Raw genomic sequence first — 25,851 nt, forward strand, 5'->3', positions numbered from 1 at the left:
TCTAGCCGTTCGCGACGGGGCGCGTGCCCGGCATGGTGGAGGGGGACAACATCGTATGATTGCGGTTGGACTGCGATCCGGGCGCGCTGTTCGCGCCGTCCCGTTTTATGTCGGCGGGTGCGGTCCAGTGATTGCCGCTACCCTTCTCGTCGGCGTCCTTCATCAAGGCGCCTTCGACCCGCTCGGACGAATCCTGCGGGCCCTTGCCGCCATTGACGCCCGGCATTGCCATGCCGGCGTGCGAGTCCCCCCCGCTTTTTCCGCCGTGCATCATCTGCGACATGCAGACCTTGCCTGGCTGGACGCACTGTTCGACGACCAGCTTGAACATGTCCGGCGCGACCGCATTGTAATAGCGCACCGGCACCTTCTCGCTCGGCTTCTCCAGTTGGAGATAGCTTGCGCGGTTCAGCCCGCCGCTGGCCTTGGCGCCGCCCTGCTTGACGCGGTTGACCCAGGCCTGGAAGCCCGCGTCGCTCACGCCGTGGAAGCGGAAACGCATGCCCGAGAAGCCCGCGCCGCTATAATTGGACGAGAAGCCCTCGTAATTGCCGGGCTTGTTGATGACCGCGTTCAGCGTCGTCTGCATGCCGGGCATCGTGTAGATCATGCCCGCGAGCGCCGGGATGTAGAACGCGTTCATCACCGACGACGACGTCATCTGGAAACGGATCGGACGATCGACCGGCGCAGCCAGTTCGTTGACCGTGGCGATGCCGTATTCGGGATAGATGAACAGCCACTTCCAATCGAGCGCGACGACCTGCACCTCGAGCGGCCTGCCCGCGCCATTGGGCCCGTTGCCCGCCTGCTGCTTGTCGATCAGGTTGCCGACCGGCACGTTGTTCGCCAGCGTCGGCGTATCCGGCTTGATCCGGCCGAGCGGACGATAGGGATCGAGCAGATGCGTGCTGGTCCAGGTCAGCGCGCCGAGCGCGATGATGATCAGCAGCGGGATGCCCCAGATCAGCAGCTCGAGGCCGACCGAGTGATCCCAGTTGGGCTCGTACTTGGCGGCCTTGTTCGACTGGCGATAGCGGAACGCGAAGAACAGCGTCATCGCGATCACCGGAATGATGATCAGCAGCATCAGCCCGGTCGAGATCAGGACGAGGTCGCGCTGTTGCACTGCGATATCGCCGGACGGCGACATCACCACCCAGTCGCAACCGCTGGTAAGCAGCGCCAACGGCAGGGCCGCCAACCATTTTCGGGCCGAAATTTTGGAGCGGGAAAGCTGTGTCACGACGGTCATCCGGTTCCCCTACGCCTGGGTTGCGCTGCACTACAGTGGACAATTTGTCCAATGGGCGCTGCACTGCAACATCGGCATGGATCTATCATCACGAGGGATAGCATAGATTACCCCTGCCCGCATCCGCCGGAACGGCGTATGATCGGGTTCGCGCCCTGAAGAGCGAGTTGAAGAATGAGTGCAAACACAGTCCCCGAGACGAGCTTCGAAGCCGATGCTCGCAGTATCCACAGCGACGGCGAACACGTCACACCAGGCGTGATCGCGATCGGCGTGGTGATCGGCCGCACCTCGGAATTCTTCGATTTCTTCGTGTTCGCGATCGCCTCGGTGCTCGTGTTCCCGACCTTGGTGTTCCCGTATGTCGACCGGTTGCAGGGCACGCTCTATTCGTTCGCAGTGTTCGCGCTGGCGTTCTTCGCCCGCCCGATCGGCACGATCATCTTCATCGCGGTCGATCGCGCTTATGGCCGCAGCGTCAAGCTGACGATCTCGATCTTCCTGCTCGGCACCTCGACCGTCGCGATGGGGTTCATCCCCAGCTACGAGTCGGCGGGCAACTGGTCGGTCGCGATCCTCGCCCTGCTGCGCATCGGCCAGGGCATCGCGCTGGGCGGCGCATGGGATGGCCTCGCGTCGCTCCTGTCGCTCAACTCGCCCGAGAAGCATCGCGGCTGGTATGCGATGCTGCCGCAGCTGGGTGCGCCGATCGGCCTGCTGGTCGCTAGCGGCCTGTTCGCGTTCTTCGTCGCGGCGCTGCCCAACGAGGACTTCTTCGCCTGGGGCTGGCGCTATCCGTTCTTCGTGGCGTTCGCGATCAACGTCGTCGCGCTGTTCGCCCGCCTCCGCCTGGTGGTGACCCCCGAATTCGAAGAGATGTACGCCAAGCGCGAGCTCGAGCCCGCGCCCGTCGTCGAGACCGTGCAGTCGCAGTGGAAGGCGATCTGGCTCGGCTCGTTCGTCCCGCTCGCCAGCTTCGCGCTGTTCCACATGGTGACGGTGTTCCCGCTGTCATGGGTCGTGCTGTTCACGCGCGAGGCGCCGGCGCGCTTCCTCGTGGTCGAGGTGATCGGCGCGGTCATCGGGATCGGTGCGATGCTCGTATCGGGGCTGCTCGCAGACCGGTTCGGCCGTCGCACGATGCTGGGCACGATCGCGGTCCTGATCGCACTGTTCGCGATCGCGGCCCCGTCGTTGCTGGGTGGCGGCGATGTCGGCGAGCGTCTGTTCATGGGGATCGGCTTCGTGCTGTTCGGCCTGTCGTTCGGCCAGTCCTCGGGCGCGATCGCCTCGACGCTCAGCCCGCAGCATCGCTATACGGGGTCGGCGCTGACGACCGATCTGGCATGGCTGTTCGGCGCGGGCTTCGCCCCGCTGGCGGCACTGCTGCTGACGAGCAAGCTGGGTCTCGCAGCGAGCGGCGCCTATCTGTTCTCGGGCGCGGTGTTCACGCTGGTCGCGCTGGGTCTGAACAAGCAGCTCGCCAAGCGCGACATCGCGCGCTGAGCTGACGAACTGACCGACTCACCAAGGGGCACCACCCCGGCGAAGGCCGGGGCCCAATTGGGGGACAGTGTTAACTGAGAGCAGCCCCGCGTTACGACGGCCTTGCCAATTGGGCCCCGGCCTTCGCCGGGGTGGTCGGTTCTGGAATGCCTTGGGTTACCGGCCCATCGTCACCCCCAGCGAACGCTGGGGTATCCCCGGCGCGGATGCCGAGCCCCGGAACGGGAAAATCTCAGCTTTTGCTGGGATGACGGCAGGAACGATCAGACCCGCCGGCGATCCAGCGCCCACGACAGCGCCCAGATCGCAAACCCAACCAGCGCCAGCGCAGTCCCGACCCAGCCGGTCGAGGGCAACCCAAACCCACCCGCAATCGCCAACCCGCCAAGCCAGGGCCCGATCGCATTCGCGGTATTGAACGCCGAGTGGTTCAGCGCCGCCGCCAGCGTCTGCGCCTCCTCGGCGACATCCATCAGCCGGGTCTGGAGGATCGTCGACAACCCTCCCCCGCACCCGATCAGCACCACGACCGGCAGGATCGCCCAGAGATGCGGCGCCGCGGGTGCATAGAGCGCGAGCGCGCCCGCCCCGAACAGCAAGGTGATCCCCGCCGCGGGCATCAGCGCGACGTCCGCCGCCTTCGCGCAGACGAGCGTGCCGATCGTCATCCCGACGCCGAACAGCGCGAACGCGACAGGGGTAAAGGCGGACGATACGCCCGTCACCTCGGTCAACGTCGAGGCGAGATAGGTATAGACGCAGAAGATGCCGCCAAAGCCGACCGCGCCGATCGCCAGCGTCAGCCACACCTGCCCGTTGCGCAGCGCCGCCAGCTCGCCGAGCGGGCTCGCATCCTTGGCAGGTCGCAGGATCGGCGCGAACCGGACCAGCATCGCCACTGTCCCCGCGGCGATGATCGCGACGATCCCGAACCCCCAGCGCCAGCCGAACCACTGCCCGATCCCATTGGCGAGCGGCACCCCCGCGATCGTCGCGATCGTCAGCCCGAGCATCATCCGCGACACCGCGCGCGACCGCTTCTCGCGCGGCACCAGCGACGCCGCGACCAGCGAGCCGACGCCGAAATAGGCGCCATGCGGCAACCCGCTCAGGAACCTCGCCAACAACATCAGGTGATAGGTCGGCGCGAGCGCGGAAAGCCCATTGGCAATCCCGAGAAACGTCATCAAGCCGATCAGCAGCACGCGCCGCTCGATCTTCGCGGCGAGCACCGCGATGGTTGGGGCGCCGACCACCACGCCCAGCGCATAGGCGCTGATCACGTGCCCCGCAGTCGGCTCGTCGATGCCGAGCCCGCGGGCGAATTGCGGCAACAGGCTCATCGCCGCGAATTCCGTGGTGCCGATCGCGAAACCACCGACCGCCAGCGCGAGCAGCGCAAGGCGAGGATTGACCGATATCGGTTCGTAACTGTCTGTCATACCGCACACTTCGCAAGTGCAGCATAATGCTTCAAGGCCAGGCGCGTGTTTAATAGAAGGGGAAGGGGCCGCCTGAACGCCCCCGCTCCCCATTTATCGATCGTTTAACGCCGCGGTGCAGCAGCGAACGCTGCCTTCAACCGCGCGATCGCCAGCGTGTTGGCATCCTGTGCACCGCGCACGACCATCCCCATGCCGAAGAACTCGTGAGTTACGCCGGGGAAGGTACGCTGTTCGACACGATCACCAGCCTTGCGCATCGCCGCGGCGAGCGTTTCACCGTCGGAGCGCAGCGGATCGATCTGCGCGTTGATGATCGTCGTCGGCGGCAGGCCGCGCAGATTCGCCTTGACCAGGTTCAGCCGCGGGTCCTGCGCGTCGGCGGGCGTCGTCTGGTAATAATGGCCGAACCATTTGAGCATCGCGCCGTTCAGCGGCTTCGCATTCGCCGAATCCATCCGCGACGGCAGCGTCATGCTGCTGTTGGCGATCGGATAGACCGACACGATGTGCAGCGGCGTGGTCAGGCGATTGTCGCGCGCGTAAATCGCGGTCGCGACCGCGAGGTTGCCGCCTGCGCTCTCACCGGCGACGGCGATCTTGCGCGGATCGCCACCCCAGGATGCGGCATTCTGCAGCGTCCAGCGATAGGCGGCGGCCGCATCGTCATGCTGCGCGGGGAACTTGAACTCGGGCGCATGGCGATATTCCACCGAGACGACGATCGCGCCGAGCTGCTTGGCGAGCAGGCGCGGTGCCGCGTCATAGGTATCGACCATCGCGATCACCCAGCCGCCGCCGTGATAATAGACGATCACCGGCAGGTTCTTGGCGTTGGCCAGCGCCGCCGGCTTGTAGACGCGCGCAAACTGCTGCGCATCGCTGCCATAGGGGATGTCGCGAGTCGTCACGGTCGCGTCGGGGGTCGCCGCCAGGCCATGCTTGATCATCACCTGCTTGGCGGCATCGGCGGCCGAAGGCTGCGTCCGCGCAACCGCTGGAGTCAGCGTCTCGATCGGCTTGCCGCCGAGTGCGGCGAGCTGGTCGAGCACGGTCTGCATGTCGGGCGCAGCCTTAGCGGGCTGCATCGCCATCGCCGGCGGCGGCGGTGGCGGCGCGGCATCGGCCGACCGGGCGGACTGAGCGAGTGCGCTGCTCGATACGGCAACGCTCATGGCTGCGATCGCGATTAGCGATGCGCGCGGTGAAAAACGGATCATGCGGTAGATTTCCTGTTGCGAGTGCCCCACTCGCCGCATCAACCCCATGCCGCGTCATCCGTTCCAAACCGCGGCCGTAACCGACCGACATGCAACGGTTTTTTACCAGAGCCAGGTCAGACTCGCTCGTCGATCGGCACGGTCAGGATGACGCGGAGGCCGGGCATGTTGTCATCATGCTCGATCGTCCCCGACAGCCCCGCGACGATCGCGGTCATCATCCGGCTGCCGAACCCGACCCGGCTCCCCGATTTGCCGCGACCCGAATCGGCCACGACGAGGCGCAGGCGATTGCGATGCTGCTCGAGCATGATGTCGATCGGGCCGGGGCGGCCGGCATAGGCATATTTGCTCGCGTTGATGACGAGCTCGGTCAGCACTAGCCCGATATTGACCGCCAGATCGGTGGCGACGAGCACCGGGGCGAGATCGAGCGTCATCTGCGCCGCCCATTCCTCGCCGAGCGACGTCTTCATGTCGCCCGCCAGCTCCTCGACATAGCGCGACAGATCGACCGACTCGACCTGGTCGTCGCGGTACAGACGACGATGTACCAGCGCGACCGCCGACAGCCTGGCCTGTGCCTCGGCGAGATGCTCCTTAACCTTGGCATCGTCGGATGACTTGGCCTGGAGCGACAGGAAGGCGGCGACCAGCTGGAGGCTGTTCTGTACGCGGTGATTGACCTCCTTCATCAGGACGTCCTTCTGCGCGATCAACGCGTCCTTGTCGGCGAGCGTGCGTTGCAGGTCGGCGTTGAGCAGCCGCAACCGCTGGTTGATATGCGCATCGTGGAATCCGCGGCGCAGCCGGTGCGCGGCCTCGATCTCCTCGCGAGTCCAGCGGCGCGATCGCCCGCTGACCGCCTGAGTCCAGGATTCGAACGAGGTCCGGGGCGTCAGCGCCGCATTCGGGTCGACCGACACCGCCTTGTGCGGGTTGCCGGCCCATTCGACCTCCTCGATCTGTTCTGCGCGGAACCACAACAGCATCGCGCCCTCGTCGACCAGCGCCAGCGCGAGCACGCCACTCGCGCACGCGCGATAGGCACGGGCACGCGGATAGAGCGATTCGAGTTCATGCGTCGCAAACGGCTCGATCCCGCCGCGCGTCCGTGCCCATTCGGCAAGATCGCGAATATCGTCGTCGGGGGGGCAGGCGCCGTCGGTATCGACGAAATGGCCCTGGACGAAGGCGAAGCCGTCGCCGTCCATCAGCATGCGCAGCTCGTCGCGCAGAGTCGTGACGATCGTCCGCGGTGCCGGATCGGTCGCCAGCTTGGGCAGGATCGCATCCTCTGCCGCACGCAGCCGCAACCGCTCGCGATACGTCTCGGCCTCTTCCTTCGCACGGATCTGCCGCGCGAGACCGCCGGCCAGTGTCGCGGATGCCGCGCGGATATCGGGGGTCAGCGCGCGCGGCGTGCCGTGGTGGCACGCGATCATGCCCCAGAGCAGCCCGTCCTTGACGATCGAGATCGACGCCGACGCCGCGACCCCCATGTTGCCGAGATAGCGCAGATGGATCGGCGAGACGCTGCGCAGCGCCACGTCGCTCAGATCGAGCGTCTCGAACCCGGTCGGCCGCAGCACCGCAGGCGCATAGGCGATCGTCGGGATCGTCCGGGTCCGGTTGCGCACGTACAGCGCCCGCGCCTGCCGGGGGATGTCCGACGCGGGGAAATGATGGTTGAGGAACGTGCCGAGGCCCGCGACCTTGTCCTCCGCCATCACGCGGCCCGCCTCGTCGTCGAGGAAGCGATAGACCATCACCCGGTCGAAGCCGGTCAGTTGCCGGAACGCGGTCGCCGCACGCTCGCACAGCGTTTGCAGATTGCTCGCGCGCTCGAACGTCATCGCCATCGCGTTGAGCCGGCCGAGCATGCCGGCCGCGGTCATCGGCTCGGCCTCGACGGGTTCGAGCTCGACGATCACATGCACCGCGCCGCGGTGGATCGTGACGTCGAACCGCTCGGTCCGCCCCACCACCGGCACCCCGGCGATCGCGACACCGGCGATCGGTTCATCGGCCGACAAAGTCGCGGCGACGTCCTGCGCCAGCAGCGCCGACAGATCGCGGCCCAGCCAGTCGGGGGCCAGCCGCGTTTCGAGATCGCCCGCGCCCGCGACGATCGCGAGAGTCGCGGCGTCGGCGACGAGCAACAGGCCGTGCGGCTGGATCGCACCGGGAATATGGATCGGCTCGCGGTCGCACGCGGTCAGGTCCAGCCCCACGTCCCCGGCAGAACTGGCAGTATCGCTCGACGCGCTCATGTAGGTGAAACTCTCCTCAAGAGCGCCGACCATGCCGCCCCCGGCGGAACAAAGCAAATACCTGCAACCGCTTACGGCATTAATCTGCGGCAAGATCGCTTGGGGCGGACTCGGCATAGCGGCGTGCGATCACCGCGCAGGCGACCAATTGCAGTTGGTGGAACAGCATCAGCGGGAGCAGGATCACGCCGACCTGCGCGGGCGGGAACAGCACGCCGGCCATCGGCACGCCCGACGCCAGGCTCTTCTTCGACCCGCAAAATTGCAGCACGATCGCATCCTCGCGCGGCAGCTTCATCAGGCGGGCCACCGCGAAGGTCAGCGCCAGCACGAAGGCGAGCAGCGCGACGCACAGCAGCCCGATCAGGATCAGGTCGCCGAGCGACAATCTGCTCCACAGCCCCTCTACCACCGCGGCACCGAACGCGCTGTAGACCACCAGCAGGATCGATCCGCGATCGACGATGGTGAGCATCGCCTTGCGCCGCGTGACCCAAGCGCCGATCCACGGCCGCAGCAGGTGCCCGGCGACGAACGGTACGAGCAGTTGCACGACGATTTTCTCGACGCCCTCGACCGAGATCCCGGCGCTGCCAGCGGTGCGCATCAGCAACGTGACCAGCGCGGGCGTGACCAGGATGCCGAGCAGGTTGGAGAAGGACGCGCTGCACACCGCCGCCGCGACGTTGCCGCGCGCGATCGCAGTGAACGCGATCGACGACTGCACGGTCGACGGCAGCAGGGTCAGGAACAACAGCCCCGCCGCGAGCGGCCCGGTGACGAACGGCAGCGCGGAGAGCCCGAGCCCGAACAGCGGAAACGCGACGAACGTCACCGCCAGCACCGCCAGATGCAGCTTCCAGTTGCGCAAGCCCGACAGGATCGCATCGCGCGACAATTTGGCGCCGTGCAGGAAGAACAGCAGGACGATGCCAATATCCGCCGCATAGCCGACGATCGTCGCGATCTCGCCACGGGCGGGCACCAGGCTCGCCAGCACCACGGTACCGAGCAGCATCAGGATGAACGGCTCGAAGACCGCGAGGAAACGCGCGATCATGCGTGCGCTTTGACGTACGCATCCAATGTCGCGAGATGACCGCTGAGCGAATCGTCGTCGAGAAAGCTTCCGAGAAAACTGTTCCGCGCAAGCGTGACGACCTGGTCGCGCGAGAGATTGCGGGCGCGCGCGGTCTGCCGGAAATTCTCGCCGATATAGCCGCCGAAATAGGCAGGATCGTCCGAATGGATCGTCGCGCGCAGGCCGAGATCGAGCATCCGGTCGATCGGATGGTTCTCCAGCCGGTCGACGTTGCGCAGCGCGACGTTGGACAACGGGCACACCGTCAGAGTCATCGCGTCACGCGCCAGCCGGGCGACCAAAGTCGGATCCTCCAGCGCGCGATTGCCATGGTCGATCCGGTCCACCTGCAGGATGTCGAGCGCCTCGTGGATATAGGCGGGCGGCCCCTCCTCGCCGGCATGCGCGCACAGCATCAGCCCGGCATCGCCAGCCGCCGCGAACACGCGGGCGAACTTCGACGGCGGATGCCCGACCTCGGACGAATCGAGCCCGACGCCGATGAACTGGTCGAGCCACGGCTCGGCCTGCGCGAACGTCTTGAACGCATCCTCCTCGTCGAGATGCCGCAGGAAGCTCATGATCAGCCCGACGCTCATGCCGTGCCTGGCCTGCGCCTCGTCGATCCCGGCGAACAGCCCGCGCGCGACCACGTCGAACGGAATGCCGCGATGCGTGTGCGTCTGCGGATCGAAGAAGATCTCGGCATGGACGACACCATCCTGTGCGACCCGGTCGAAATAGGCGACCGCGAGATCGCGGAAATCCTCCTCGGTCTGGAGCACCGCGGCGCCGGCATAATAGATGTCGAGAAAGGTCTGGAGGTTGGTGAAGCTGTATGCGGCGCGAACGTCCTCGACGCTCTTGAACGGGATCGCGACCTTGTTGCGCTCGGCGAGCGCGAACATCAGTTCGGGCTCGAGGCTGCCCTCGATATGAAGGTGGAGTTCGGCCTTGGGCAGGTTCGTGATGAAGTCGCCGTTCATAAAGGGTGGGGTCATGATCCGTCCTGTCGCTTGGGTCGCGTCGGCTGCAACCATTCCGCGTGCCATGCACTACCGCAAGTGCGAAAGCCGTTGCATGACAATCCTGTCACGTTACCGAGCGCGCAACCCCACGCTAAGGACACCCTCGATGCCCACAGGACTGGTCGCACTGCTCGACGACATTGCCGGGATCACGAAGCTCGCCGCCGCGAGCCTCGACGATGTCGCAGCGGCCACCGGCAAGGCGGGCAGCAAGGCGATCGGCGTGGTGGTCGACGATGCGGCGGTGACCCCGCGCTACATGGTCGGTTTCGAACCCAAGCGCGAACTGCCGATGATCTGGAAGATCGCGCTGGGCTCGTTCCGCAACAAGCTGGTCTTCATCCTCCCCGCGGCACTTGCGCTGAGCGCGTTCGCGCCGTGGTTGCTGACGCCGTTGCTGATGCTCGGCGGCACCTACCTCTGCTTCGAGGGCGCCGAGAAGATCCTAGAGGCCGTCGGTGGCGGTCATGCCGAGGAAGAGGTTGACGTCCCGACCGACGCAAAGGCGCTGGAGGACCAGAAGGTCTCGGGCGCGATCCGCACCGACTTCATCCTGTCGGCCGAGATCATGGTGATCGCGCTGTCGGACGTCGCGACCAAGCCGATCTGGGAGCAGGCGATCGTGCTTGCGCTGGTCGGCATCGTCATCACGATCGCGGTGTATGGCGTGGTCGCGCTGATCGTAAAGATGGATGATATCGGGCTCCACCTCGCACAGCGCAGCAGCGCGCCGGTGCAGGCGCTCGGGCGTGGTCTCGTGAAGGGCATGCCGCTCGTCATGTCCGCGCTGTCGGTGATCGGCACCGCCGCGATGGTCTGGGTCGGCGGGCAGATCATCGTCCACGGGATCGAGGAGTTCGGCCTCACGACGATTCCGCACTGGATCCACGATACCGCGCAGGCCGCTTCGCACGAGGTGCCGTTCGCGCAGGGCGCCGTGAACTGGGCGCTGAACGCGTTCTTCTCCGGCATCGTCGGGCTGATCCTCGGCGGCGCGATCGCGCTGGGCCTGCATGCGGTGAAAAAGCCCAAGGCGCACTGAAATGCAGGACCGTGAAGACCGCGGGTCGGGCCTAGCCGCACGACCCCGGTAAAGGACTGGACGGCTGGCCTTTCTGACGATTACACCTTGTGACATCGTCTCTCAGCCGGAAGGCCCTTCCTTGATCCGCAAGCTTCTCGTCGCATCCCTGCTCGCGTCTGCACTTCCTGCGGTGGCGCAGGTCCCCGCCGGCAATACCGCACCGCAGCCGGTCCCGTTCGTCGACACGATCCCCGACGCGGTCGACACCCCCTATCCCGGCACGCTGCTGCTCGACGTCGATGCGACCGATACCGAGCGCGGCATCTTCCGCGTGAAGGAGACGATCCCGGTCGCCAAGTCCGGGCCGATGGCGTTGCTCTATCCGAAATGGCTCCCCGGCGCGCACAGCCCCCGCGGCGAGATCGAGAAGCTCGCCGGCCTCGTAATTCGCGCGAACGGCAAGATCCTCCCCTGGACGCGCGATCCGGTCGATGTGTTCGCGTTCCACATCGATGTCCCCGCGGGCGCCAGGACGCTGGTCGCCGAATTCCAGTTCATCTCCGCGACCAAGGGCGACCAGGGCCGCATCGTGATGACGCCGACGATGGTCAGCCTGGAGCCGAACCTCGTCAGCCTGTATCCGGCCGGCTATTACACGCGCCAGATCCCGATCAAAATGACCGCGACCTATCCGGCGGGCTGGACCGCCGCGGGCGCGGTGCCCGCCAAGGTGTCGGGCTCGACCTACAGCTACGACACGACCAACTATGAGATCCTGGTCGATTCGCCGACGCTCGCGGGCAAATACGGGAAAGTCTGGCCGCTCTCCCCGCGCGTCGATCTCAACGTCTTCGCCGACAGCCCCGACCAGCTCGCCGCCAAGCCGGAGCAGATCGATGCGCACAAGCGGCTCGTCGACCAGGCGGTCAAGACGTTCGGCGCGCAGCATTATGATCGCTACGAGTTCCTGCTGTCGATCACCGATCAGCTCGGCGGCATCGGCCTCGAGCATCATCGCAGCTCGGAGAACGGCGTCCGCCCCGGCTATTTCACCGACTGGGATACGACGTCGGCCGCGCGCAACCTGCTGCCGCACGAATACACTCATAGCTGGGACGGCAAGTTCCGCCGCGGCGCGGACCTGTGGACCCCCGATTTCCGCACGCCGATGCGCGATTCGCTCTTGTGGGTGTATGAGGGGCAGACGCAGTTCTGGGGCTATGTCCTCCAGGCGCGCTCGGGCCTTGTCAGCAAGCAGGACACGCTCGACGGCTATGCCTCGATCCTCGGCATCTACGACAGCGCAAAGGGGCGCGAATGGCGTCCGCTGATCGACACGACCAACGATCCGGTGATCTCGGCGCGCAAGCCCAAGGGCTGGACCAGCTGGCAGCGCTCGGAGGATTATTACAACGAGGGGCTGATGGTCTGGATGGAGGTCGACGCGATGCTCCGCCAGAAGTCGGGCGGGACCAAGTCGATCGACGATTTCGCGCGAGCCTTCTTCGGCGTTCGCGACGGCGATTATGGCGAGCTCACCTACACCTTCGCCGACGTCGCCAAGACGCTCGACGGCATCGTGCCGTATGACTGGGCGACGTTCCTCAACACGCGCCTGACCGAGACGGGCAAGCCCGCGCCGATCAACGGCTTTGCGATGAACGGCTACAAGCTGGTCTACGGCCCCGAGCAGAGCCCGTATCTCAAGCAGGTCGAAAAGACGCGCGGCACCGATGTCAGCTATTCGCTGGGCATGGTGATCAACAAGGACGGTGTCGTGACGTCGTCGATCTGGGACAGCCCCGCGTTCAAGGCCGGCCTCGACGTCGGTACCGAGATCGAGGCGGTCAACGCCGAGGCCTATTCGTCAGACCGCATCAAGGCGGCGATCCTGGCGGCCAAGGGCACCAAGGAGCCGATCCGGCTTACTGTGAAGAACAACGACCGTTTTCGCGATATCACGCTCGATTACCATGACGGCCCGCGCTATCCGCGCCTGCAGAAGGTGGGTAATGGTGACGGCGGGCTGGACAGGCTGCTGATGCCGCGCTGACCAGCAACAAGTTTACCGGTGCCGGTCGCTCCCCACATCGTGGAGCGCCGGCATCGTCATATCGAAAGGACCGCCATGCGTATCGATCTCATCCCGACCGGCAAGAACCCGCCCGAAGACCTGAACGTCATCATCGAAGTGCCGACCGGCGGCGAGCCCGTGAAATACGAGTTCGACAAGGCTTCGGGCGCTCTGTTCGTCGACCGCATCCTGCACACGCCGATGCGCTATCCCGCGAACTATGGCTTCGTGCCGCACACGCTGAGCCCCGATGGCGATCCGCTCGACGCGCTCGTGATCGCGCGCTCGCCGTTCATCCCGGGCTGCGTCGTCCGCGCGCGCCCGATCGCGGTGCTCAACCTCGAGGACGAGGCCGGCGGCGACGAGAAGCTCGTCTGCGTACCCGTCGATTCGGTATTCCCCTATTACGCCAATATCGGCGAGCGTGCCGACATGCCCGAGATCGTGTTCGAGCAGATCGAGCATTTCTTCACCCACTATAAGGACCTTGAAAAGAAGAAGTGGGTCCGGGTCGGCAAGTGGGGCGACGCCGACGAGGCCAAGCGCGTCACGATCGAGGCGATCGAGCGCTACGAAGCCGAAAAGGCCAAGGGCGAAGAGCCAATGGACGCGGACGAAACCGCAGGGCGCTGATCGCCTGTCTCCCTCTCCCTGAAGGGGAGAGGGAAGCGGCCCGCGGCACTTGCCGTGGGAAGGGTGAGGGCACGGTGACGTCGCGTGCCCGCACCTACCGCCCCGCCAGCCGTACCAGAGCCTCCCCGGACATCCGCTGGATCGTCCAGTCCTCCATCCCGACCGCGCCGACCTTGCGATAAAAGGCGATCGCGTCGGCATTCCAGTCGAGCACCGACCATTCGAACCGCGCGCAGCCGCGATCGAGCGCGATGCCGGCAAGATGCGCCAGTAGCGCACCCCCGACCCCCTGCCCGCGCGCATCGGGCGTCACGTACAGATCCTCGAGATACAGCCCGCGCTTGCCCGTCCAGGTCGAGAAATTGTGGAAGAACAACGCGAACCCGAGCGGGCCGTCCGCGCTCTCCGCGATCAGCGCCTCCGCCGCCGGCCGCTCGCCGAACAGCGCCTCCGCCAGCATCGGCTCGGTCGCCTCGACCGCATCCGGCTCGCGCTCGAACGCGGCGAGTTCGCGCACGAAGCGCAGGATCGTGCCGACATCGGCGCGGGTGGCGGAACGGATAAGCGTCATACGGTAGCCTCGATCGATGTTTGCGCGATGTCACGCCGCCGCGCCGCGTACAGGCACGCGACGACGATGACCGCCGCGCCCGCCAGCGTAAACGCCGATACCCGCTCGCCGAACACCAGGAAACCCAGGCCCGCGGCATAGACGAACGAGGTGTATTCGGTGGTCGCCAGAAACCCCGTGTCACCGTGCGCATAGGCCCAGCCGAGCAGCCACAACGACGCGGTCGCCAGCCCCGCGGCGAGCACCAGCTTGGGCCATGACGCAGCCTCGGGCACCACCGCGAGCCATGGTGCCGCCAGCGCGAGCGTCGCGGTGATGACGAGCGCTTGGAAGAACGCGATTTCGCCCGGCCGTGCCGCCTGGCTCTGCAACCGCGCGATCACCAGGTTCACCGCATACAGCACCGCCGAGCCGAGGATCGAGAGCGTGCCGAGCAACGTCTCGGGCCCGGGCACCTCGCGTCCCTGCCCGATCATCACGACCACTACGCCGCCCAGCGCGGCGATCGACGCGACGACCGTCTTCCACCCGACTCGCTCGCCCAGCGTCACCGCCGCGAGCAGCAGCGCGAGGATCGGCGCGATGTAGGTCAGCGAAATCGCCTGTGCCATCGGCACGCGCGCGAGCCCCCAGAAGAACAGCACCGCCATCGCCGTCGTCACCAGCCCGCGCGCGCAGTGCAGCTTGAGCGCGCGCGCCGACGGCCGCCCGCTCCTGCCGAGCTTCCACGCGACCGCCCCCAGCCCGACGCTCACCATCTGCCGCCACAGCAGCGCATTATAGACCCCGATCGCAAGCACGAGCGACTTCATCACCGCGTCCATCATCGAGAACAGCCCGATGCCGAGCGCGGCCACGGCGAAGGCCAAGGCGGGGGAAACAGTGCGAGAGGTCATCGGAAAAGGCGGATATCCAGATCAAGCCCGAGCGTCACCCAAACCGTGTCACCGGTCCATAAGGTCGCCGCCTGATCTATTGCCAGCGCCAGGCAGACCCGGTCGGCGATCGACACGTTCTTGCCTTTGACGACAGGCCAAAGGTCTGCCGCGATCTTGGCCTGGCTCGCGGTGAAGGGCATGATGACGATCTCGAGTCGGTCGAGGTTCGCGATCACCGCATCGACGTCCGACACAATCTCGAACAGCTTGCTGCGGACCTCGACCAGATTGACGCTGGACAGCATCGCGCCTCGCGCATGCTCGATCACGACGTCCGCGCCGGTCTCGTTCTTCAGGATCGCCAATATAGTCGACGCGTCGAAAACGACGGTCACGCGGTGTGCCGCGTCCGCCAGTCCTCGATCTCGGTGTTCTCGCGGGCCGCTGCGGCGCGACGTTCCGCCAACAGTTCATCGACCAGATTACGATCGGCTGGCTTTGCCATCGATCTGAACTCGGACTGCACCTCGCGTACGACCTGCGCGTAGGTCTTCATCGACAGTCCGCCATCCGGATTAATCTCGATGACCAGCGAATCGCCATCTTCGATCCCCGCATCGCGGCGCAGTTCGAGGGGCAGGACGATCTGCCCACTGACGACTTTAGCGTGATAGGTCATGATCACCTCCAGCGAGGGGGCACCCTACCACGCCGCCTATTCCGCCGCCACCGGCACCAATGCTGCCATCGCCTCGTCCGCAGCCTCGATCTCCGCGGCCTTGGCCTCGACCAGCTTGACGATGTGATCGACCATGTCGGCGTCTTGGACGTGGTGGTCGGTGACGCCCGACAGATACACCATATGCTTGCCGTTGCCGCCGCCGGTGATGCCGATATCGGTCTCGCGCGCTTCGCCCGGACCGTTGACGACGCAGCCGAGCACCGACAGCGACATCGGCGTGCGGATATGCTGCAACCGCTCCTCGAGCGCCTGGACGGTGCGGATCACGTCGAAGCCCTGCCGCGCGCAGCTTGGGCACGAGACGACGCGGACGCCGCGGTTGCGGATGCCGAGCGCTTTCAGAATCTCGAAGCCGACGCGCACTTCTTCCTCGGGCTCGGCGGAGAGCGAGACGCGGATCGTGTCGCCGATGCCGTACCAGAGCAGGCTGCCCATCCCGATCGCCGACTTCACCGTGCCGCCGACGAACCCGCCCGCCTCGGTGATGCCGAGATGCAGCGGGCAATCGACCTGTTCGGCAAGCTGCTGATACGCCGCCACTGCGAGAAACAGGTCGGACGCCTTCACCGCGACCTTGAACTCGTGAAAATCATGGTCCTGGAGCAGCTTGATGTGATCCATAGCCGACTCGACGAGCGCATCGGGGCACGGCTCGCCATATTTCTCGAGCAGATGGCGCTCGAGGCTGCCGCCGTTGACGCCGATGCGGATCGCGCAGCCATTCGACTTGGCCGCGTCGACGACTTCCTTCACGCGGCTTGCCGAGCCGATGTTGCCCGGGTTGATCCGCAGGCACGCCGCGCCCGCGTCCGCCGCTTCCAGCGCGCGCTTGTAGTGGAAATGGATGTCCGCGACGATCGGCACGCGGCTCGCGCGGACGATCTGCTTCAGCGCGGTGGTCGATTCGACGTCGGGGCAGCTGACGCGGATGATGTCGACGCCCGCCTCTTCGCAGCGGCGGATCTGGTCGACGGTCGCCTTGACGTCGTCGGTCGGCGTGTTGGTCATCGTCTGCACGGTGACGGGCGCGTCGCCGCCGACGGGGACGTTGCCGACCATGATCTGGCGGCTCGTGCGGCGGGTGATATCGCGCCAGGGACGAAGGGACATGAAGATTCCTCGTGGGTTCGCATCGGTATATAGCGTCCCGCGCCGCGGAACGGAACATCGCTGGCGGCGATCGCGAACGTAAGCCATAAGTTGCGCACGCCCATCCTTGTCCTGCCAGGAGTTCCGTCGATGACACTGTCCCTCTACGATGCGACGATCCCGTCGAACCTGCAGATCCTTCGCGCGGTCGACGCGCTGCTCGACAAGGCCGAGGCGTTCGCCGCCGAGCGCGGCATCGCCCCCGACGCGCTGATCAACGCCAAGCTTGCCGACGACATGCTGCCGTTCGGCTATCAGGTGAAATCGTGCGCGGTCCACTCGGTCGGCGGGATCGAGGGCGTCCGCTGCGGGACCTTCTCGCCCGATACGTCCCCCTGGCCGACCGATTTCGCCGGGCTCCACACGCTCCTGCGCGGTGCGATCACGACGCTGGAGGCGATCGACCGCGAGACGTTCGACGTGCTCGCGGAGAACGACACGAAGTTCGAATTCGGCACGTTCGTGATGCCGTTCACCGGCGCGAACTTCCTGCTGTCGTTCTCGCAGCCCAATTTCTATTTCCACGCCACGACGGCGTACGCGATTCTGCGCGCGCAGGGCGTACCGCTCGGCAAGCGCGACTTCATGGGCATGCCGCGCATGAAGGGGTGAGCGGCCGAATCCCGTAAACGATCCTCCCCCGCCAGGGGGAGGTGGCTGGCACTTGCCAGAAGGAGGGGGAGGTAAGCGATGACGGATGTTCCGTGTCCTCCCCCTCCGTCACCTTCGGTGCCACCTCACCCTGGCAGGGGAGGATTGGAGAAAGACCACCTCACCCGTCCCGCGCTTGCGGCACTGCCCCCCGCCCCCTAGGGCGCTGCGATGACCCGGCATTACGGCATGGACTGGCTGCGGATCGGCGCGTTCGCGTTGCTGATCCTCTACCATATCGGCATGGTCTTCGTGCCGTGGAACTTCCATGTGAAGTCGCTCCATGTCGAGGACTGGGTGCGGCTGCCGATGCTGGCGAGCAACGCGTGGCGGCTGATGCTGCTGTTCGTCGTCTCGGGCTATGCCAGCCGCGCGCTGCTGAACCGGTCGCGCGGCACGGGCGCGTTCTTCGCCAATCGCTGCTACCGGCTGCTCGTGCCCTTGCTGTTCGGCATCGCGGTGATCGTGCCGCCGCAACCCTGGGTCGAGCTGGTCACCAAGCATGGCTATGCCGGCAGCTATCTGACGTTTTGGGCCCACGACTATTTCCGCTTCGGCAAGCTCGCCGGGCTGTCGCTGCCGACCTGGAACCATCTTTGGTTCGTGGTCTATCTCTGCGTCTACACGACGATGCTGACGGTCGCAGTGCTGGTCGTGCGGGGCGATGCGCTGCAACGCGCGTTCGACCGGATCTTCGGCGGCTGGGCGGTGCTCGTCGTGCCGATCGCCTGGCTCGTGTTCGTCCATGCCTGGTGGTTGCGCATGGTCGGCGAGACGCAGGCGCTGTGGGGCGACTGGATCGCGCATGTCACCTATTTCCCCGCCTTCCTGTTCGGGTTCGGCCTCGCGCGGTCCGAGCCAGCGATGGCGGCGATCGGGCGCTGGTGGAAGACGGGCGCGATCGCCGCGGTGATCGGCTATCTCTGCGTCATCGGCGTCGAGCTCCGCTGGCCGGCGGATGTCGTCACGCCGCGCTGGGTTTATACGCCCTACGGTATCGCGCACGCGCTCGAACAATGGGGCGCGATCATCGCGCTGATCGGGATCGCCGAACGCCACTGGAACCGCGACCATCGCTGGCGCCCGGTGCTGACCGAGGCGGTGTTCCCGTTCTACCTGATCCACCAGACGATCATCGTGCTCGTCATGTACGCGCTGCTCCCCGCCGGATTGCCCGGCTGGGCGGAGTTCGCCTGCCTGCTCGCCGCCACGATCGTCGGCTGCATCGCCTTCTACCGGATCGGCCGCGGCATCGCGCCGCTCCGTCCCCTCATCGGCCTGCGCGCCCTCCCCTCGAAAGACTCAGCATGACCTGGACTCTCGTTATCCACGGCGGCGCCGGCAAACTCGACAGCGAGATGGTCTCGCCTGAACAGGATAAGGGCGCGCGCGCCGGGCTCGGCCGGGCACTCGACGCCGGGTCCTCGGTACTCGCGGGCGGCGGCAGCGCGCTCGACGCGGTAGAGGCCGCGGTCCGCGTGCTGGAGGACGATCCGCACTTCAACTCGGGGCGCGGCGCGGTGTTCACGCATGACGGCGCGCTCGAGCTCGACGCCGCGATCATGGACGGGCGCACGCGTGCCGCCGGGGCCGTCGCGGCGGCCACCGCCACGCGCAATCCGGTCGGCCTGGCCCGTGCGATCCTCGACGACGGCCGCCACGTCTTCCTCGCCGGCAAGGGCGCGGATGCGTTCTCGCGCGATCGTGAATTGCCGCAAGCCGATGCCGAATGGTTCGCGACCGAAGAACGCCGCCGCCAGTTCGCCGAGTTCCAGGCCGATGGCGGCGGGTTCGACGTCGACATGAAATACGGCACCGTCGGCGCGGTCGCGTGCGACACGCACGGCCATGTCGCCGCCGCCACCTCGACCGGCGGCGTCACCGGCAAGCGCTGGGGCCGGATCGGCGATACGCCCGTGATCGGCGCGGGCACCTTCGCGGACGATCGCGCCTGCGCGGTCTCGTGCACCGGCTCGGGCGAGTTCTTCCTGCGCATCGGCGTCGGCCATGAGATCGCCGCACGCGTCCGCCTTTCGGGCGAATCACTGCAGGTCGCCGCCGACGCCGTGCTGGCCGAAGTGAAGGCGCTCGGCGGCACCGGCGGGGTGATCGTCGCGGGGCCGGACGGCGCCATGGCATGGGGCTTCAACACCGTCGGCATGTATCGCGGCACGGCATCGTCCGCGGGTAGCCGGATCGTCGCGATCTACGCTAACGAGCCGGCATGAAGCGCTTTATCCTCGCCGCGGCATCGTCCGCGCTGGCCGTTACCGGCCTCGCCTCCCCCGCCACCGCGTTCTGGGAGTACGGCCACCAGACCGTCGCGCAGATCGCCTATGCCAACGTCACGCCGAAGACCAAGGCCGCGATCCGCCGGCTGCTCGCGCAACAGGCGTTGCTCGACACGCCCGAATGCCCCGCGGGCACGATCGAGCAGGCGAGCGTCTGGGCGGACTGCATCAAGCCGCTGAAAACCGCCGACGGCGAGTCGCGGTTCGGGTTCGCGTATAGCTGGCACTACCAGAACGCCGACGTCTGTGCGCCGTTCGACCTCACGCCCGCGTGCAAGGACGGCGACTGCGTGTCGGCGCAGATCGACCGCGACGTGACGCTGCTGCGCGATCGCGCCACTGCGCCGAAGGACCGCGTCCAGGCGTTGGCGTTCCTGATCCACTTCGTCGGCGATCTTCACCAGCCGCTTCATGCGGGCGATCGTCACGACAAGGGCGGGAACGACGTGAAGGCGGATTACGGTATCTACGGCCCCGCGCGGTTCAACCTGCATTCGATCTGGGACGGCCCGCTGGCCGAGCGCGCGATCTCGACGCCGCCCTCGCTGGTACGGCGCTATCCGGCGGCCGAGCGCGCGAAGATCGGCGCGGGGACGGTCACCGACTGGAGCCGGGAGAGCTGGGCGGCCTCGCATACCGCCTATGCGGCGGCGCTCGGCGGGGACGCGTGCGGTACGGTGCCGGCGCGCGTAGAAATGGATGACGCGACGATCGCGAAGATGGTGCCCGTCTCGCGCGAGGAGATCCGCCGCGGGGGGATCCGCCTAGCGAAACTGCTCGACAAGGCGCTGGGCTGACCGACTTACCCTCTCCCCTCCGGGGAGAGGGAGGGGCCCGCGTGCTCTTGCGCGTGGGAGGGTGAGGGGCGTCAGGCTCGGGACGCGTATCCCAAAACCCCTCACCCTCCCGTCGCCTTAGCCTCCTCCTTCCCTCTCCCCGGAGGGGAGAGGGACACGCAATCTCAGTTCAGCACCACCGTGACCGCGCGGCGGTTCGCCGCCCAGCTCTGGTCGTCCGAGCCCATCGCCACCGGGCGCTCCTTGCCATAGCTGATCGTCGTCATCCGCGACGACGACACGCCGCGCGCCGCCAGATAGTTCTTCGTCGCGTTCGCGCGGCGATCGCCGAGCGCGAGATTATATTCGCGCGTGCCGCGCTCGTCGGCATGGCCTTCGATCGTGATCCGCTGGTTCGGGAACTTGGCCAGCCACTGCGCCTGGCTGTCGAGGATCGCGCGCGCGGTCGGATCGATGTCGTACATGTCGAGCGCGAAGTTCACCGTGTTCGAGCTGACCGAGCGCTGGAAGTCGGCATCCGACCCCGGCACGATCGCACCGCCGACATTGCCATTGTTCATCCCCGCATTGGGATCGACCGAGCCGCTATTGTCGACCGGTGCGGGCGGCAGCACCGCGGGGCGCTTCTTGGCACAGCCGGACACGGCGATCAGCGCGGTGCACGCGAGCAAGATGTTGGAAAGCTTCGACATAGATAGTCTCCCGTAGAAAATCACGTTTCCCCGTTATGCCCCCATAGCAGGTTTAGGGCCGCAGCGGGCCCCAAGCCGGATCCGAGCCGTCGAGCGGCGTCGGGATCTTGCGCTCGTTGACGCCCGTCAGGTCGACCGACCAGAGATCCGCCTTGCCGCCGCTGCCGCGCCCCGAGCGATAGAAGTTGATCACGCGCCCGTTCGGAGACCAGCTCGGCCCCTCGTCCTGCCAGTCGTTGGTCAGCAGCTTCTCGCCGCCGCCGCTGGGGCTCATGATCCCGATCCGGAACCCGCCGCCGAGCTTGGTGAAGGCGATGAGGTCGCCGCGCGGGCTCCACACCGGGGTCGCATAACGCCCGCCGCCAAAGCTGATCCGCTGCTGGTTCGACCCGTCCGCGTTCATCACGTAGATCTGCTGCCCGCCCGAGCGATCGCTCTCGAACACGATCTTCGAACCGTCGGGCGAATAGCTGCCGCCGGTATCGATCCCCGGCGAATTCGTCAGCCGCTGCGGCGTGCCGCCCTGCGACGACACGCGGTACACGTCGGTGTTACCGCCCTGCGCCATCGAGAACAGGATGTTGCGGCCATCGGGCGAGAAGCGCGGCGCGAACGTCAGGTTGGCGTTCGCCACTACGAGGCGCTGCTTACCCGAGCCGATATCGTAGACATAGATCGCCGGGCGATTGTTGAGATAGCTCATATAGACGATCGACTGCTGGTTCGGCGCGAACCGCGGCGTCAGCACGATCGACTGCCCGTTGGTCAGGAAGCGGTGGTTGGCGCCGTCCTGGTCCATGATCGCGAGCCGCTTGATCCGGCGCCCCTTGGGCCCCGTCTCGGACACATAGACGACGCGGCTGTCGAAATACGCGCCTTCTCCGGTCAGCCGGGTATAGACCATGTCGGCGCATTTATGGCCTGCGCGACGCCAGTCGGACGGCGGCACGACGAACCCGGTCCGCGTCAATTCGGCCTTGGACGACACGTCGTACAGATAGCAGCCGACCGTCAGATTGCCGTCGCCATTCGCGCGGATGAAGCCCTGCACCAGCGCCTGCGCGCCCGTGCTGCCCCAATAATCGAACCCCGGCGCGGTGACTTCGGGAAAGGTGATCGGGCGCAGCTGGCCCGGCGACAACGGTGTGAACAGCCCCGAATTGCGCAGATCGTTGGTGACGATATCGGCGAGCTGTCGGCCGAGCACGTCGGTCGATCCCGCCGGCGTCGAGACGACCGCGGCGGTCGGCATCACGGGAATCGCGATCGGCATCGGCGCGGAGATGCCGCCGGTGACGTCGACCACGAGGCCGCCGGACTGGTCGCCGGCTGGGGCTGGTGCGGCTGGGTCAGCGGGGGCTTGCTGGGGTGCCGGCGCGGGTGCGTCCTGTGCGGAGGCGGCGCTGCCGGACACGAACGCGAGCAAGCCGACCGAGGCGAGGATCGATCGAGCCTTACGTCTGCCCAATACAGCCCCCACCCCGGCGAAGGCCGGGGCCCAATTGGGGGACGCCGCTGAGGGCGCGTTGCGCATCATTACATCGGCCTTCCCGTTTGGGCCCCGGCCTTCGCCGGGGTGGGGTTTCTCAACGGGAAGCGCCGTGCGTGAAGGGCGAAAACCCAGATCGAATCGAGTCATAACGGACATCCTCAGCCGGGAAGTTTGTAGCGCAGGCTGAAATTGCTCCAGCCATTCTGCACGTCATACAGGTCGTCGGGCAAACCGCGCAGCGGCGAGCACCCGACAAAGGTCGCGATCGCCAGATCGTCGACGCGGTCGACATAGCGTCGGTTGTCGTCGTCGACGCCGGCATGGCCGCTGATCGTCGGCCGCGACTTGAGCGTGCCGTCGCGGTTGAGCTTCAGGTTGATCGTGACGCGGATCCGCTCGGCGCCCGGCCCCGGCGTGACCTGGCGGTTGGCGCAGGGCTGCACCTGGCGCAGGATCGCCGAGCCGATATTGGCCGCCGCCTGCGCGCCGAGCTTGGCGGCCTTGGGCGCCTCCGACTTGCTCGGCGACGGATCGGCGGACAGCCCCTTCAGGAAATTGTCGCCGAGCCGCGAGCCGCGCGGCCGCGACGTCTTGGCCTCCGCGGTCGAGCCGCTGCCCTTGGTCGCGGACGGCTTGGCGGGCTTGGCCGACGATGCGGACGCCGTCTTGCCCGACGTGGCGGACGTCTTGGCCGGCGCGGCACTCGGCTTGGCCGCGGACTTGGTCGGCGCAGCCTTCGCCGGTGCAGCCTTTGCAGGCGCGGACTTGGTGGGCGGCGCTTTCGTAGGCTTGGGCTGCGGCTTCACGACAGGCTTGGCGACCGGCGCCGGCTTCGCAGCGGGCTTCGGTGGCGCAGGCTTGGGTTTGGGCTGCGGTTTCGGCGCGGGTTCCGGGGCCGGCTGCGGCTTGGGTGCAGGCTTGGGTGGCGCGGGCTTCGGCTGCGGCGCAGGCGGGACCGGATCGGGCTGCGGCTCGGGCTCGGCCTCTTCTGGCGCCGGCGGCGCAGCATCCTCGGGCCCCCCCTCGTCCGGCGCGATCGACTGGGCGGGCGCTTCGGTCGATTGCGGCGCGGTCGCCTCGAGCGCGACGTCGGGGACGAGACTCACGTCGATCGGCTGCTGCTGGATCTTCGGCGGTTCGGGCGCATCGAGAAACCCGACCGACAACAGGCCGAACAGCACGACATGCCCCACCAGCGCGACGCCCAGGCCGATCTTCTCCGAGCGATCCATCAGCCGAGCGCCATCAGTTCTGATTACCCTCGACGGTCACCAGCGCGACCCGGTTCAGCCCGGCGCGGTTGAGTTCACCCATCACGCGCATCACGCGGCCGTAATCGAGCTTCCGATCCGCGCGCAGCAGCACCTGCGGCTCGTCACCGACCGCGCGGCTGGCGGCGATCGATGCGAGCCGGATCGGCAGCGCGTCGTCGGTCACCTGGTCCTTGTCGATGAACAGCGCGCCGGTCTCGTCCATCGAGATCTCGACGGGCTTCTGCTCCTGGTCGAGCGCCTTGGCGCGCGCGTCGGGCAGGTTCACCGGCACGCCCGCGGTCATCAGCGGCGCGGTCACCATGAAGATGATCAGCAGCACCAGCATCACGTCGACCAGCGGCGTGACGTTGATATCCGCCATCGGCGCGCGCCGCCCACGCCCGCGCGACGAAGGAAGGTTCATCGCCATCCTACTCCCCTCCCGCTCGCGGGAGGGGTCGGGGGAGGGCAGTGCCGCAATTGCCACGCGCTGAGGAAGAAGCAGAAGCCCCTCCCCTAGCCCCTCCCGCAAGCGGAAGGGGAATAAGACGGGCGCTCATCGCGACCCGTCCAGCTGGCGGCTCAGCGTCGTGTGGAAGCCGTCGGCGAACCGGTTGAGACTGGCCTCGATCCGGTTGATGCCGTGGCTGAACCGGTTGTACGCGATCACCGCGGGGATCGCCGCGAACAGCCCGATCGCGGTCGCGAACAGCGCCTCCGCGATGCCCGGCGCCACCACCGCCAGCGACGTGTTCTGCGCCGCGGCGATGCTGGTGAAGCTGCGCATGATGCCCCATACCGTGCCGAACAACCCGACGAACGGCGCGACCGAGCCGACCGTCGCGAGCACGTTCAGCCGGTCCGACAGCTTGTCGATCTCGCCTGCGACCGCGGCGCCCATCGTGGTCGCCAGCCGCTCGCGCGTGCCGCTCTTGTCGATCGTGCCGCCCGCGGTCGAGCGCCGCCATTCGGTCACGCCCGCCGCGAACACGCGCGCGGACGGCAGCTCGCTCTCGCCCTCGGCCTTGTAGAAGACGTCGATATCCTCGGCCTTCCAGAAATCGCGCTCGAACCGGGTCATGCCTTTGCGCGTCTTGCCGATCCGCCGCCAGAACGCGACGATCAGCGCCCAGGTCCAGATGCTGGCGAGCAGCAGCCCGATCATCACGCCCTTCACCACCCAGTCGGCCTGGAGGAACAAGTGGATCGGCGACAGCGTCGCGCTATCCATAGTCAACACCGGATTCATGCTTCCCCCTGCCAGACAAGGCGTTCGTAAATATCGATCCAGGCGCGCGGCTGGCGGCGCGGGCGGCCATTGGGGGCGACCAATGCCGCCACCAATTCCGCCTCGGCCAAGACAAGCCCGTCGCGCATGACTCTTTGATGAATGGCGACCCCGGCTGCACGCACCTGCGTCATCCGCGAGACGACGATCAACGCGTCGTCGAGCCGGGCCGGTGCGGCATAGCGGATCGCCAGATTCGCGATCGCATAGGATCCTTCGCCCGCCTCGAACGCCGCGCGCTGGTCGATCCCGCCGAGCCGCAGCATGTCCGAGCGCGCACGCTCCATGTAGCGCAGGTAATTGGCGTGATAGACCGCGCCCGACAGATCGGTATCCTCGAAATAGACGCGCACCGGAAAGCGGTGCTCGCGCCCTTCGAAGCGGCCTTCCGCCGGACGATCTGAAACCTCAGCCATTCCCGCGGCTGTTAACCCAGTCTTTGCAGGGAAGCCAAGCTTTGCTGCACATGGCCGCGATACGGGGCGATACTATCCTCCCCGGAAAGCGGGGG

The 25,851-nt window shown here is 66.8% G+C and carries 25 protein-coding genes; 8 read left to right on the forward strand and 17 right to left on the reverse strand.

Going from position 1 to position 25,851, the window contains the following annotated elements:
* Position 1: 1 nt before the first annotated feature.
* Positions 2-1,153 carry a ubiquinol oxidase subunit II gene (locus tag ASE79_RS05455; RefSeq protein WP_200910323.1) on the reverse strand — a complete coding sequence of 384 codons (1,152 nt, stop codon included), beginning with the start codon at positions 1,151-1,153 and terminating at the stop codon, positions 2-4.
* A gap of 276 nt (positions 1,154-1,429) precedes the next feature.
* Here ASE79_RS05455 and ASE79_RS05460 point away from each other — a divergent pair, with 276 nt between their 5' ends.
* Positions 1,430-2,761 carry an MFS transporter gene (locus ASE79_RS05460; RefSeq protein WP_056412707.1) on the forward strand — a complete coding sequence of 444 codons (1,332 nt, stop codon included), beginning with the start codon at positions 1,430-1,432 and terminating at the stop codon, positions 2,759-2,761.
* 263 nt (positions 2,762-3,024) lie between these two features.
* Here ASE79_RS05460 and ASE79_RS05465 read toward each other — a convergent pair whose 3' ends face one another.
* The 5 genes from ASE79_RS05465 to ASE79_RS05485 all read right to left on the reverse strand — a co-directional run bounded on the left by ASE79_RS05465 (position 3,025) and on the right by ASE79_RS05485 (position 9,778).
* On the reverse strand, positions 3,025-4,203 hold the full coding sequence (locus ASE79_RS05465; protein WP_056412709.1) for an MFS transporter: 1,179 nt from the start codon (positions 4,201-4,203) through the stop codon (positions 3,025-3,027).
* 104 nt (positions 4,204-4,307) lie between these two features.
* Positions 4,308-5,423: an alpha/beta hydrolase gene (locus ASE79_RS05470; RefSeq protein WP_235516754.1), complete on the reverse strand. Its 1,116-nt coding sequence runs from the start codon at positions 5,421-5,423 to the stop codon at positions 4,308-4,310.
* A gap of 116 nt (positions 5,424-5,539) precedes the next feature.
* The gene (locus tag ASE79_RS05475) at positions 5,540-7,729 is read right to left on the reverse strand and encodes a histidine kinase dimerization/phosphoacceptor domain -containing protein (RefSeq protein WP_235516755.1); all 2,190 of its coding nucleotides are present in this window, start codon (positions 7,727-7,729) and stop codon (positions 5,540-5,542) included.
* Positions 7,730-7,775: 46 nt separating this feature from the next.
* Positions 7,776-8,756 carry a bile acid:sodium symporter family protein gene (locus ASE79_RS05480; RefSeq protein WP_056412712.1) on the reverse strand — a complete coding sequence of 327 codons (981 nt, stop codon included), beginning with the start codon at positions 8,754-8,756 and terminating at the stop codon, positions 7,776-7,778.
* Positions 8,753-9,778, reverse strand: a complete 1,026-nt coding sequence (locus ASE79_RS05485; RefSeq protein WP_056413468.1) for an adenosine deaminase — start codon at positions 9,776-9,778, stop codon at positions 8,753-8,755. The genes ASE79_RS05480 and ASE79_RS05485 overlap by 4 nt, the downstream gene beginning before the upstream one ends.
* A gap of 133 nt (positions 9,779-9,911) precedes the next feature.
* On the opposite strand from ASE79_RS05485, the gene ASE79_RS05490 reads away from it, so the two are divergent.
* The 3 genes from ASE79_RS05490 to ppa all read left to right on the forward strand — a co-directional run bounded on the left by ASE79_RS05490 (position 9,912) and on the right by ppa (position 13,536).
* Positions 9,912-10,847, forward strand: coding sequence for a DUF808 domain-containing protein (locus ASE79_RS05490; protein ID WP_056412715.1), 936 nt, complete (start codon positions 9,912-9,914; stop codon positions 10,845-10,847).
* Between the two features lie 121 nt (positions 10,848-10,968).
* Entirely contained in the window at positions 10,969-12,882 is a 1,914-nt protein-coding gene (locus ASE79_RS05495) for a M61 family metallopeptidase (protein ID WP_056412718.1), read from the forward strand.
* Between the two features lie 75 nt (positions 12,883-12,957).
* Positions 12,958-13,536 carry an inorganic diphosphatase gene (gene ppa / locus ASE79_RS05500; protein WP_055875064.1) on the forward strand — a complete coding sequence of 193 codons (579 nt, stop codon included), beginning with the start codon at positions 12,958-12,960 and terminating at the stop codon, positions 13,534-13,536.
* 94 nt (positions 13,537-13,630) lie between these two features.
* Here ppa and ASE79_RS05505 read toward each other — a convergent pair whose 3' ends face one another.
* Genes ASE79_RS05505 through ispG form a run of 5 tightly spaced genes read right to left on the reverse strand, consistent with a single transcriptional unit; the run spans position 13,631 to position 16,837 of the window.
* Positions 13,631-14,107, reverse strand: coding sequence for a GNAT family N-acetyltransferase (locus tag ASE79_RS05505; RefSeq protein WP_056412720.1), 477 nt, complete (start codon positions 14,105-14,107; stop codon positions 13,631-13,633).
* Complete coding sequence (locus ASE79_RS05510; protein ID WP_056412722.1) at positions 14,104-15,003, reverse strand: DMT family transporter; 900 nt, start codon at positions 15,001-15,003, stop codon at positions 14,104-14,106. The genes ASE79_RS05505 and ASE79_RS05510 overlap by 4 nt, the downstream gene beginning before the upstream one ends.
* The gene (locus ASE79_RS05515; RefSeq protein WP_056412725.1) at positions 15,000-15,380 is read right to left on the reverse strand and encodes a type II toxin-antitoxin system VapC family toxin; all 381 of its coding nucleotides are present in this window, start codon (positions 15,378-15,380) and stop codon (positions 15,000-15,002) included. The genes ASE79_RS05510 and ASE79_RS05515 overlap by 4 nt, the downstream gene beginning before the upstream one ends.
* Positions 15,377-15,664, reverse strand: a complete 288-nt coding sequence (locus ASE79_RS05520) for an AbrB/MazE/SpoVT family DNA-binding domain-containing protein (RefSeq protein WP_056412728.1) — start codon at positions 15,662-15,664, stop codon at positions 15,377-15,379. The genes ASE79_RS05515 and ASE79_RS05520 overlap by 4 nt, the downstream gene beginning before the upstream one ends.
* Before the next feature lie 36 nt (positions 15,665-15,700).
* Complete coding sequence (gene ispG / locus ASE79_RS05525; protein WP_056412731.1) at positions 15,701-16,837, reverse strand: flavodoxin-dependent (E)-4-hydroxy-3-methylbut-2-enyl-diphosphate synthase; 1,137 nt, start codon at positions 16,835-16,837, stop codon at positions 15,701-15,703.
* Positions 16,838-16,966: 129 nt separating this feature from the next.
* Between ispG and ASE79_RS05530 the strand changes: the two genes are divergently transcribed.
* The 4 genes from ASE79_RS05530 to ASE79_RS05545 all read left to right on the forward strand — a co-directional run bounded on the left by ASE79_RS05530 (position 16,967) and on the right by ASE79_RS05545 (position 20,615).
* Positions 16,967-17,488: a DUF1993 domain-containing protein gene (locus ASE79_RS05530; RefSeq protein ID WP_056412735.1), complete on the forward strand. Its 522-nt coding sequence runs from the start codon at positions 16,967-16,969 to the stop codon at positions 17,486-17,488.
* A gap of 210 nt (positions 17,489-17,698) precedes the next feature.
* A complete protein-coding gene (locus ASE79_RS05535) occupies positions 17,699-18,838 on the forward strand; it encodes an acyltransferase family protein (protein ID WP_056412738.1) in 1,140 nt (379 codons plus the stop codon).
* A complete protein-coding gene (locus ASE79_RS05540; RefSeq protein WP_056412740.1) occupies positions 18,835-19,755 on the forward strand; it encodes an isoaspartyl peptidase/L-asparaginase family protein in 921 nt (306 codons plus the stop codon). Before ASE79_RS05535 ends, ASE79_RS05540 begins: the two co-directional genes overlap by 4 nt.
* Entirely contained in the window at positions 19,752-20,615 is an 864-nt protein-coding gene (locus ASE79_RS05545; RefSeq protein ID WP_056412742.1) for a S1/P1 nuclease, read from the forward strand. The genes ASE79_RS05540 and ASE79_RS05545 overlap by 4 nt, the downstream gene beginning before the upstream one ends.
* A 164-nt stretch (positions 20,616-20,779) precedes the next feature.
* Here ASE79_RS05545 and pal read toward each other — a convergent pair whose 3' ends face one another.
* From pal to ASE79_RS05575, 6 genes are all read right to left on the reverse strand, one after another.
* Positions 20,780-21,307: a peptidoglycan-associated lipoprotein Pal gene (gene pal, locus ASE79_RS05550; RefSeq protein WP_056412750.1), complete on the reverse strand. Its 528-nt coding sequence runs from the start codon at positions 21,305-21,307 to the stop codon at positions 20,780-20,782.
* A 52-nt stretch (positions 21,308-21,359) separates the two neighbouring features.
* Positions 21,360-22,733, reverse strand: a complete 1,374-nt coding sequence (gene tolB, locus ASE79_RS05555; protein WP_416354504.1) for a Tol-Pal system beta propeller repeat protein TolB — start codon at positions 22,731-22,733, stop codon at positions 21,360-21,362.
* A gap of 224 nt (positions 22,734-22,957) precedes the next feature.
* A complete protein-coding gene (locus ASE79_RS05560; RefSeq protein ID WP_056412753.1) occupies positions 22,958-24,031 on the reverse strand; it encodes a hypothetical protein in 1,074 nt (357 codons plus the stop codon).
* Between the two features lie 13 nt (positions 24,032-24,044).
* Entirely contained in the window at positions 24,045-24,482 is a 438-nt protein-coding gene (tolR, locus tag ASE79_RS05565) for a protein TolR (protein WP_055882060.1), read from the reverse strand.
* A gap of 126 nt (positions 24,483-24,608) precedes the next feature.
* Complete coding sequence (tolQ, locus tag ASE79_RS05570) at positions 24,609-25,301, reverse strand: protein TolQ (RefSeq protein WP_056412755.1); 693 nt, start codon at positions 25,299-25,301, stop codon at positions 24,609-24,611.
* Positions 25,298-25,756 carry a YbgC/FadM family acyl-CoA thioesterase gene (locus tag ASE79_RS05575; protein WP_056412758.1) on the reverse strand — a complete coding sequence of 153 codons (459 nt, stop codon included), beginning with the start codon at positions 25,754-25,756 and terminating at the stop codon, positions 25,298-25,300. Before ASE79_RS05575 ends, tolQ begins: the two co-directional genes overlap by 4 nt.
* Positions 25,757-25,851 lie beyond the last annotated feature (95 nt).

It is taken from the genome of Sphingomonas sp. Leaf28 (assembly GCF_001421685.1).
Lineage (GTDB): Bacteria > Pseudomonadota > Alphaproteobacteria > Sphingomonadales > Sphingomonadaceae > Sphingomonas > Sphingomonas aurantiaca.

Excerpts from the sequence above, each read along its gene's own strand:
- ASE79_RS05545 (WP_056412742.1), top strand. The coding sequence starts at position 19,752 with ATGAAGCGCTTTATCCTCGCCGCGGCATCGTCCGCGCTGGCCGTTACC.
- ASE79_RS05510 (WP_056412722.1), bottom strand. The coding sequence starts at position 15,003 with ATGACCTCTCGCACTGTTTCCCCCGCCTTGGCCTTCGCCGTGGCCGCG.
- ppa (WP_055875064.1), top strand. The coding sequence starts at position 12,958 with ATGCGTATCGATCTCATCCCGACCGGCAAGAACCCGCCCGAAGACCTG.
- ASE79_RS05485 (WP_056413468.1), bottom strand. The coding sequence starts at position 9,778 with ATGACCCCACCCTTTATGAACGGCGACTTCATCACGAACCTGCCCAAG.
- ASE79_RS05475 (WP_235516755.1), bottom strand. The coding sequence starts at position 7,729 with ATGGTCGGCGCTCTTGAGGAGAGTTTCACCTACATGAGCGCGTCGAGC.
- ASE79_RS05530 (WP_056412735.1), top strand. The coding sequence starts at position 16,967 with ATGACACTGTCCCTCTACGATGCGACGATCCCGTCGAACCTGCAGATC.
- ASE79_RS05455 (WP_200910323.1), bottom strand. The coding sequence starts at position 1,153 with ATGTCGCCGTCCGGCGATATCGCAGTGCAACAGCGCGACCTCGTCCTG.
- ASE79_RS05460 (WP_056412707.1), top strand. The coding sequence starts at position 1,430 with ATGAGTGCAAACACAGTCCCCGAGACGAGCTTCGAAGCCGATGCTCGC.
- ASE79_RS05465 (WP_056412709.1), bottom strand. The coding sequence starts at position 4,203 with ATGACAGACAGTTACGAACCGATATCGGTCAATCCTCGCCTTGCGCTG.
- ASE79_RS05575 (WP_056412758.1), bottom strand. The coding sequence starts at position 25,756 with ATGGCTGAGGTTTCAGATCGTCCGGCGGAAGGCCGCTTCGAAGGGCGC.
- ASE79_RS05480 (WP_056412712.1), bottom strand. The coding sequence starts at position 8,756 with ATGATCGCGCGTTTCCTCGCGGTCTTCGAGCCGTTCATCCTGATGCTG.
- ASE79_RS05505 (WP_056412720.1), bottom strand. The coding sequence starts at position 14,107 with ATGACGCTTATCCGTTCCGCCACCCGCGCCGATGTCGGCACGATCCTG.
- ASE79_RS05560 (WP_056412753.1), bottom strand. The coding sequence starts at position 24,031 with ATGGATCGCTCGGAGAAGATCGGCCTGGGCGTCGCGCTGGTGGGGCAT.
- tolQ (WP_056412755.1), bottom strand. The coding sequence starts at position 25,301 with ATGAATCCGGTGTTGACTATGGATAGCGCGACGCTGTCGCCGATCCAC.
- ASE79_RS05490 (WP_056412715.1), top strand. The coding sequence starts at position 9,912 with ATGCCCACAGGACTGGTCGCACTGCTCGACGACATTGCCGGGATCACG.
- ispG (WP_056412731.1), bottom strand. The coding sequence starts at position 16,837 with ATGTCCCTTCGTCCCTGGCGCGATATCACCCGCCGCACGAGCCGCCAG.
- pal (WP_056412750.1), bottom strand. The coding sequence starts at position 21,307 with ATGTCGAAGCTTTCCAACATCTTGCTCGCGTGCACCGCGCTGATCGCC.
- ASE79_RS05520 (WP_056412728.1), bottom strand. The coding sequence starts at position 15,664 with ATGACCTATCACGCTAAAGTCGTCAGTGGGCAGATCGTCCTGCCCCTC.
- ASE79_RS05540 (WP_056412740.1), top strand. The coding sequence starts at position 18,835 with ATGACCTGGACTCTCGTTATCCACGGCGGCGCCGGCAAACTCGACAGC.
- ASE79_RS05470 (WP_235516754.1), bottom strand. The coding sequence starts at position 5,423 with ATGATCCGTTTTTCACCGCGCGCATCGCTAATCGCGATCGCAGCCATG.
- tolR (WP_055882060.1), bottom strand. The coding sequence starts at position 24,482 with ATGGCGATGAACCTTCCTTCGTCGCGCGGGCGTGGGCGGCGCGCGCCG.
- ASE79_RS05535 (WP_056412738.1), top strand. The coding sequence starts at position 17,699 with ATGACCCGGCATTACGGCATGGACTGGCTGCGGATCGGCGCGTTCGCG.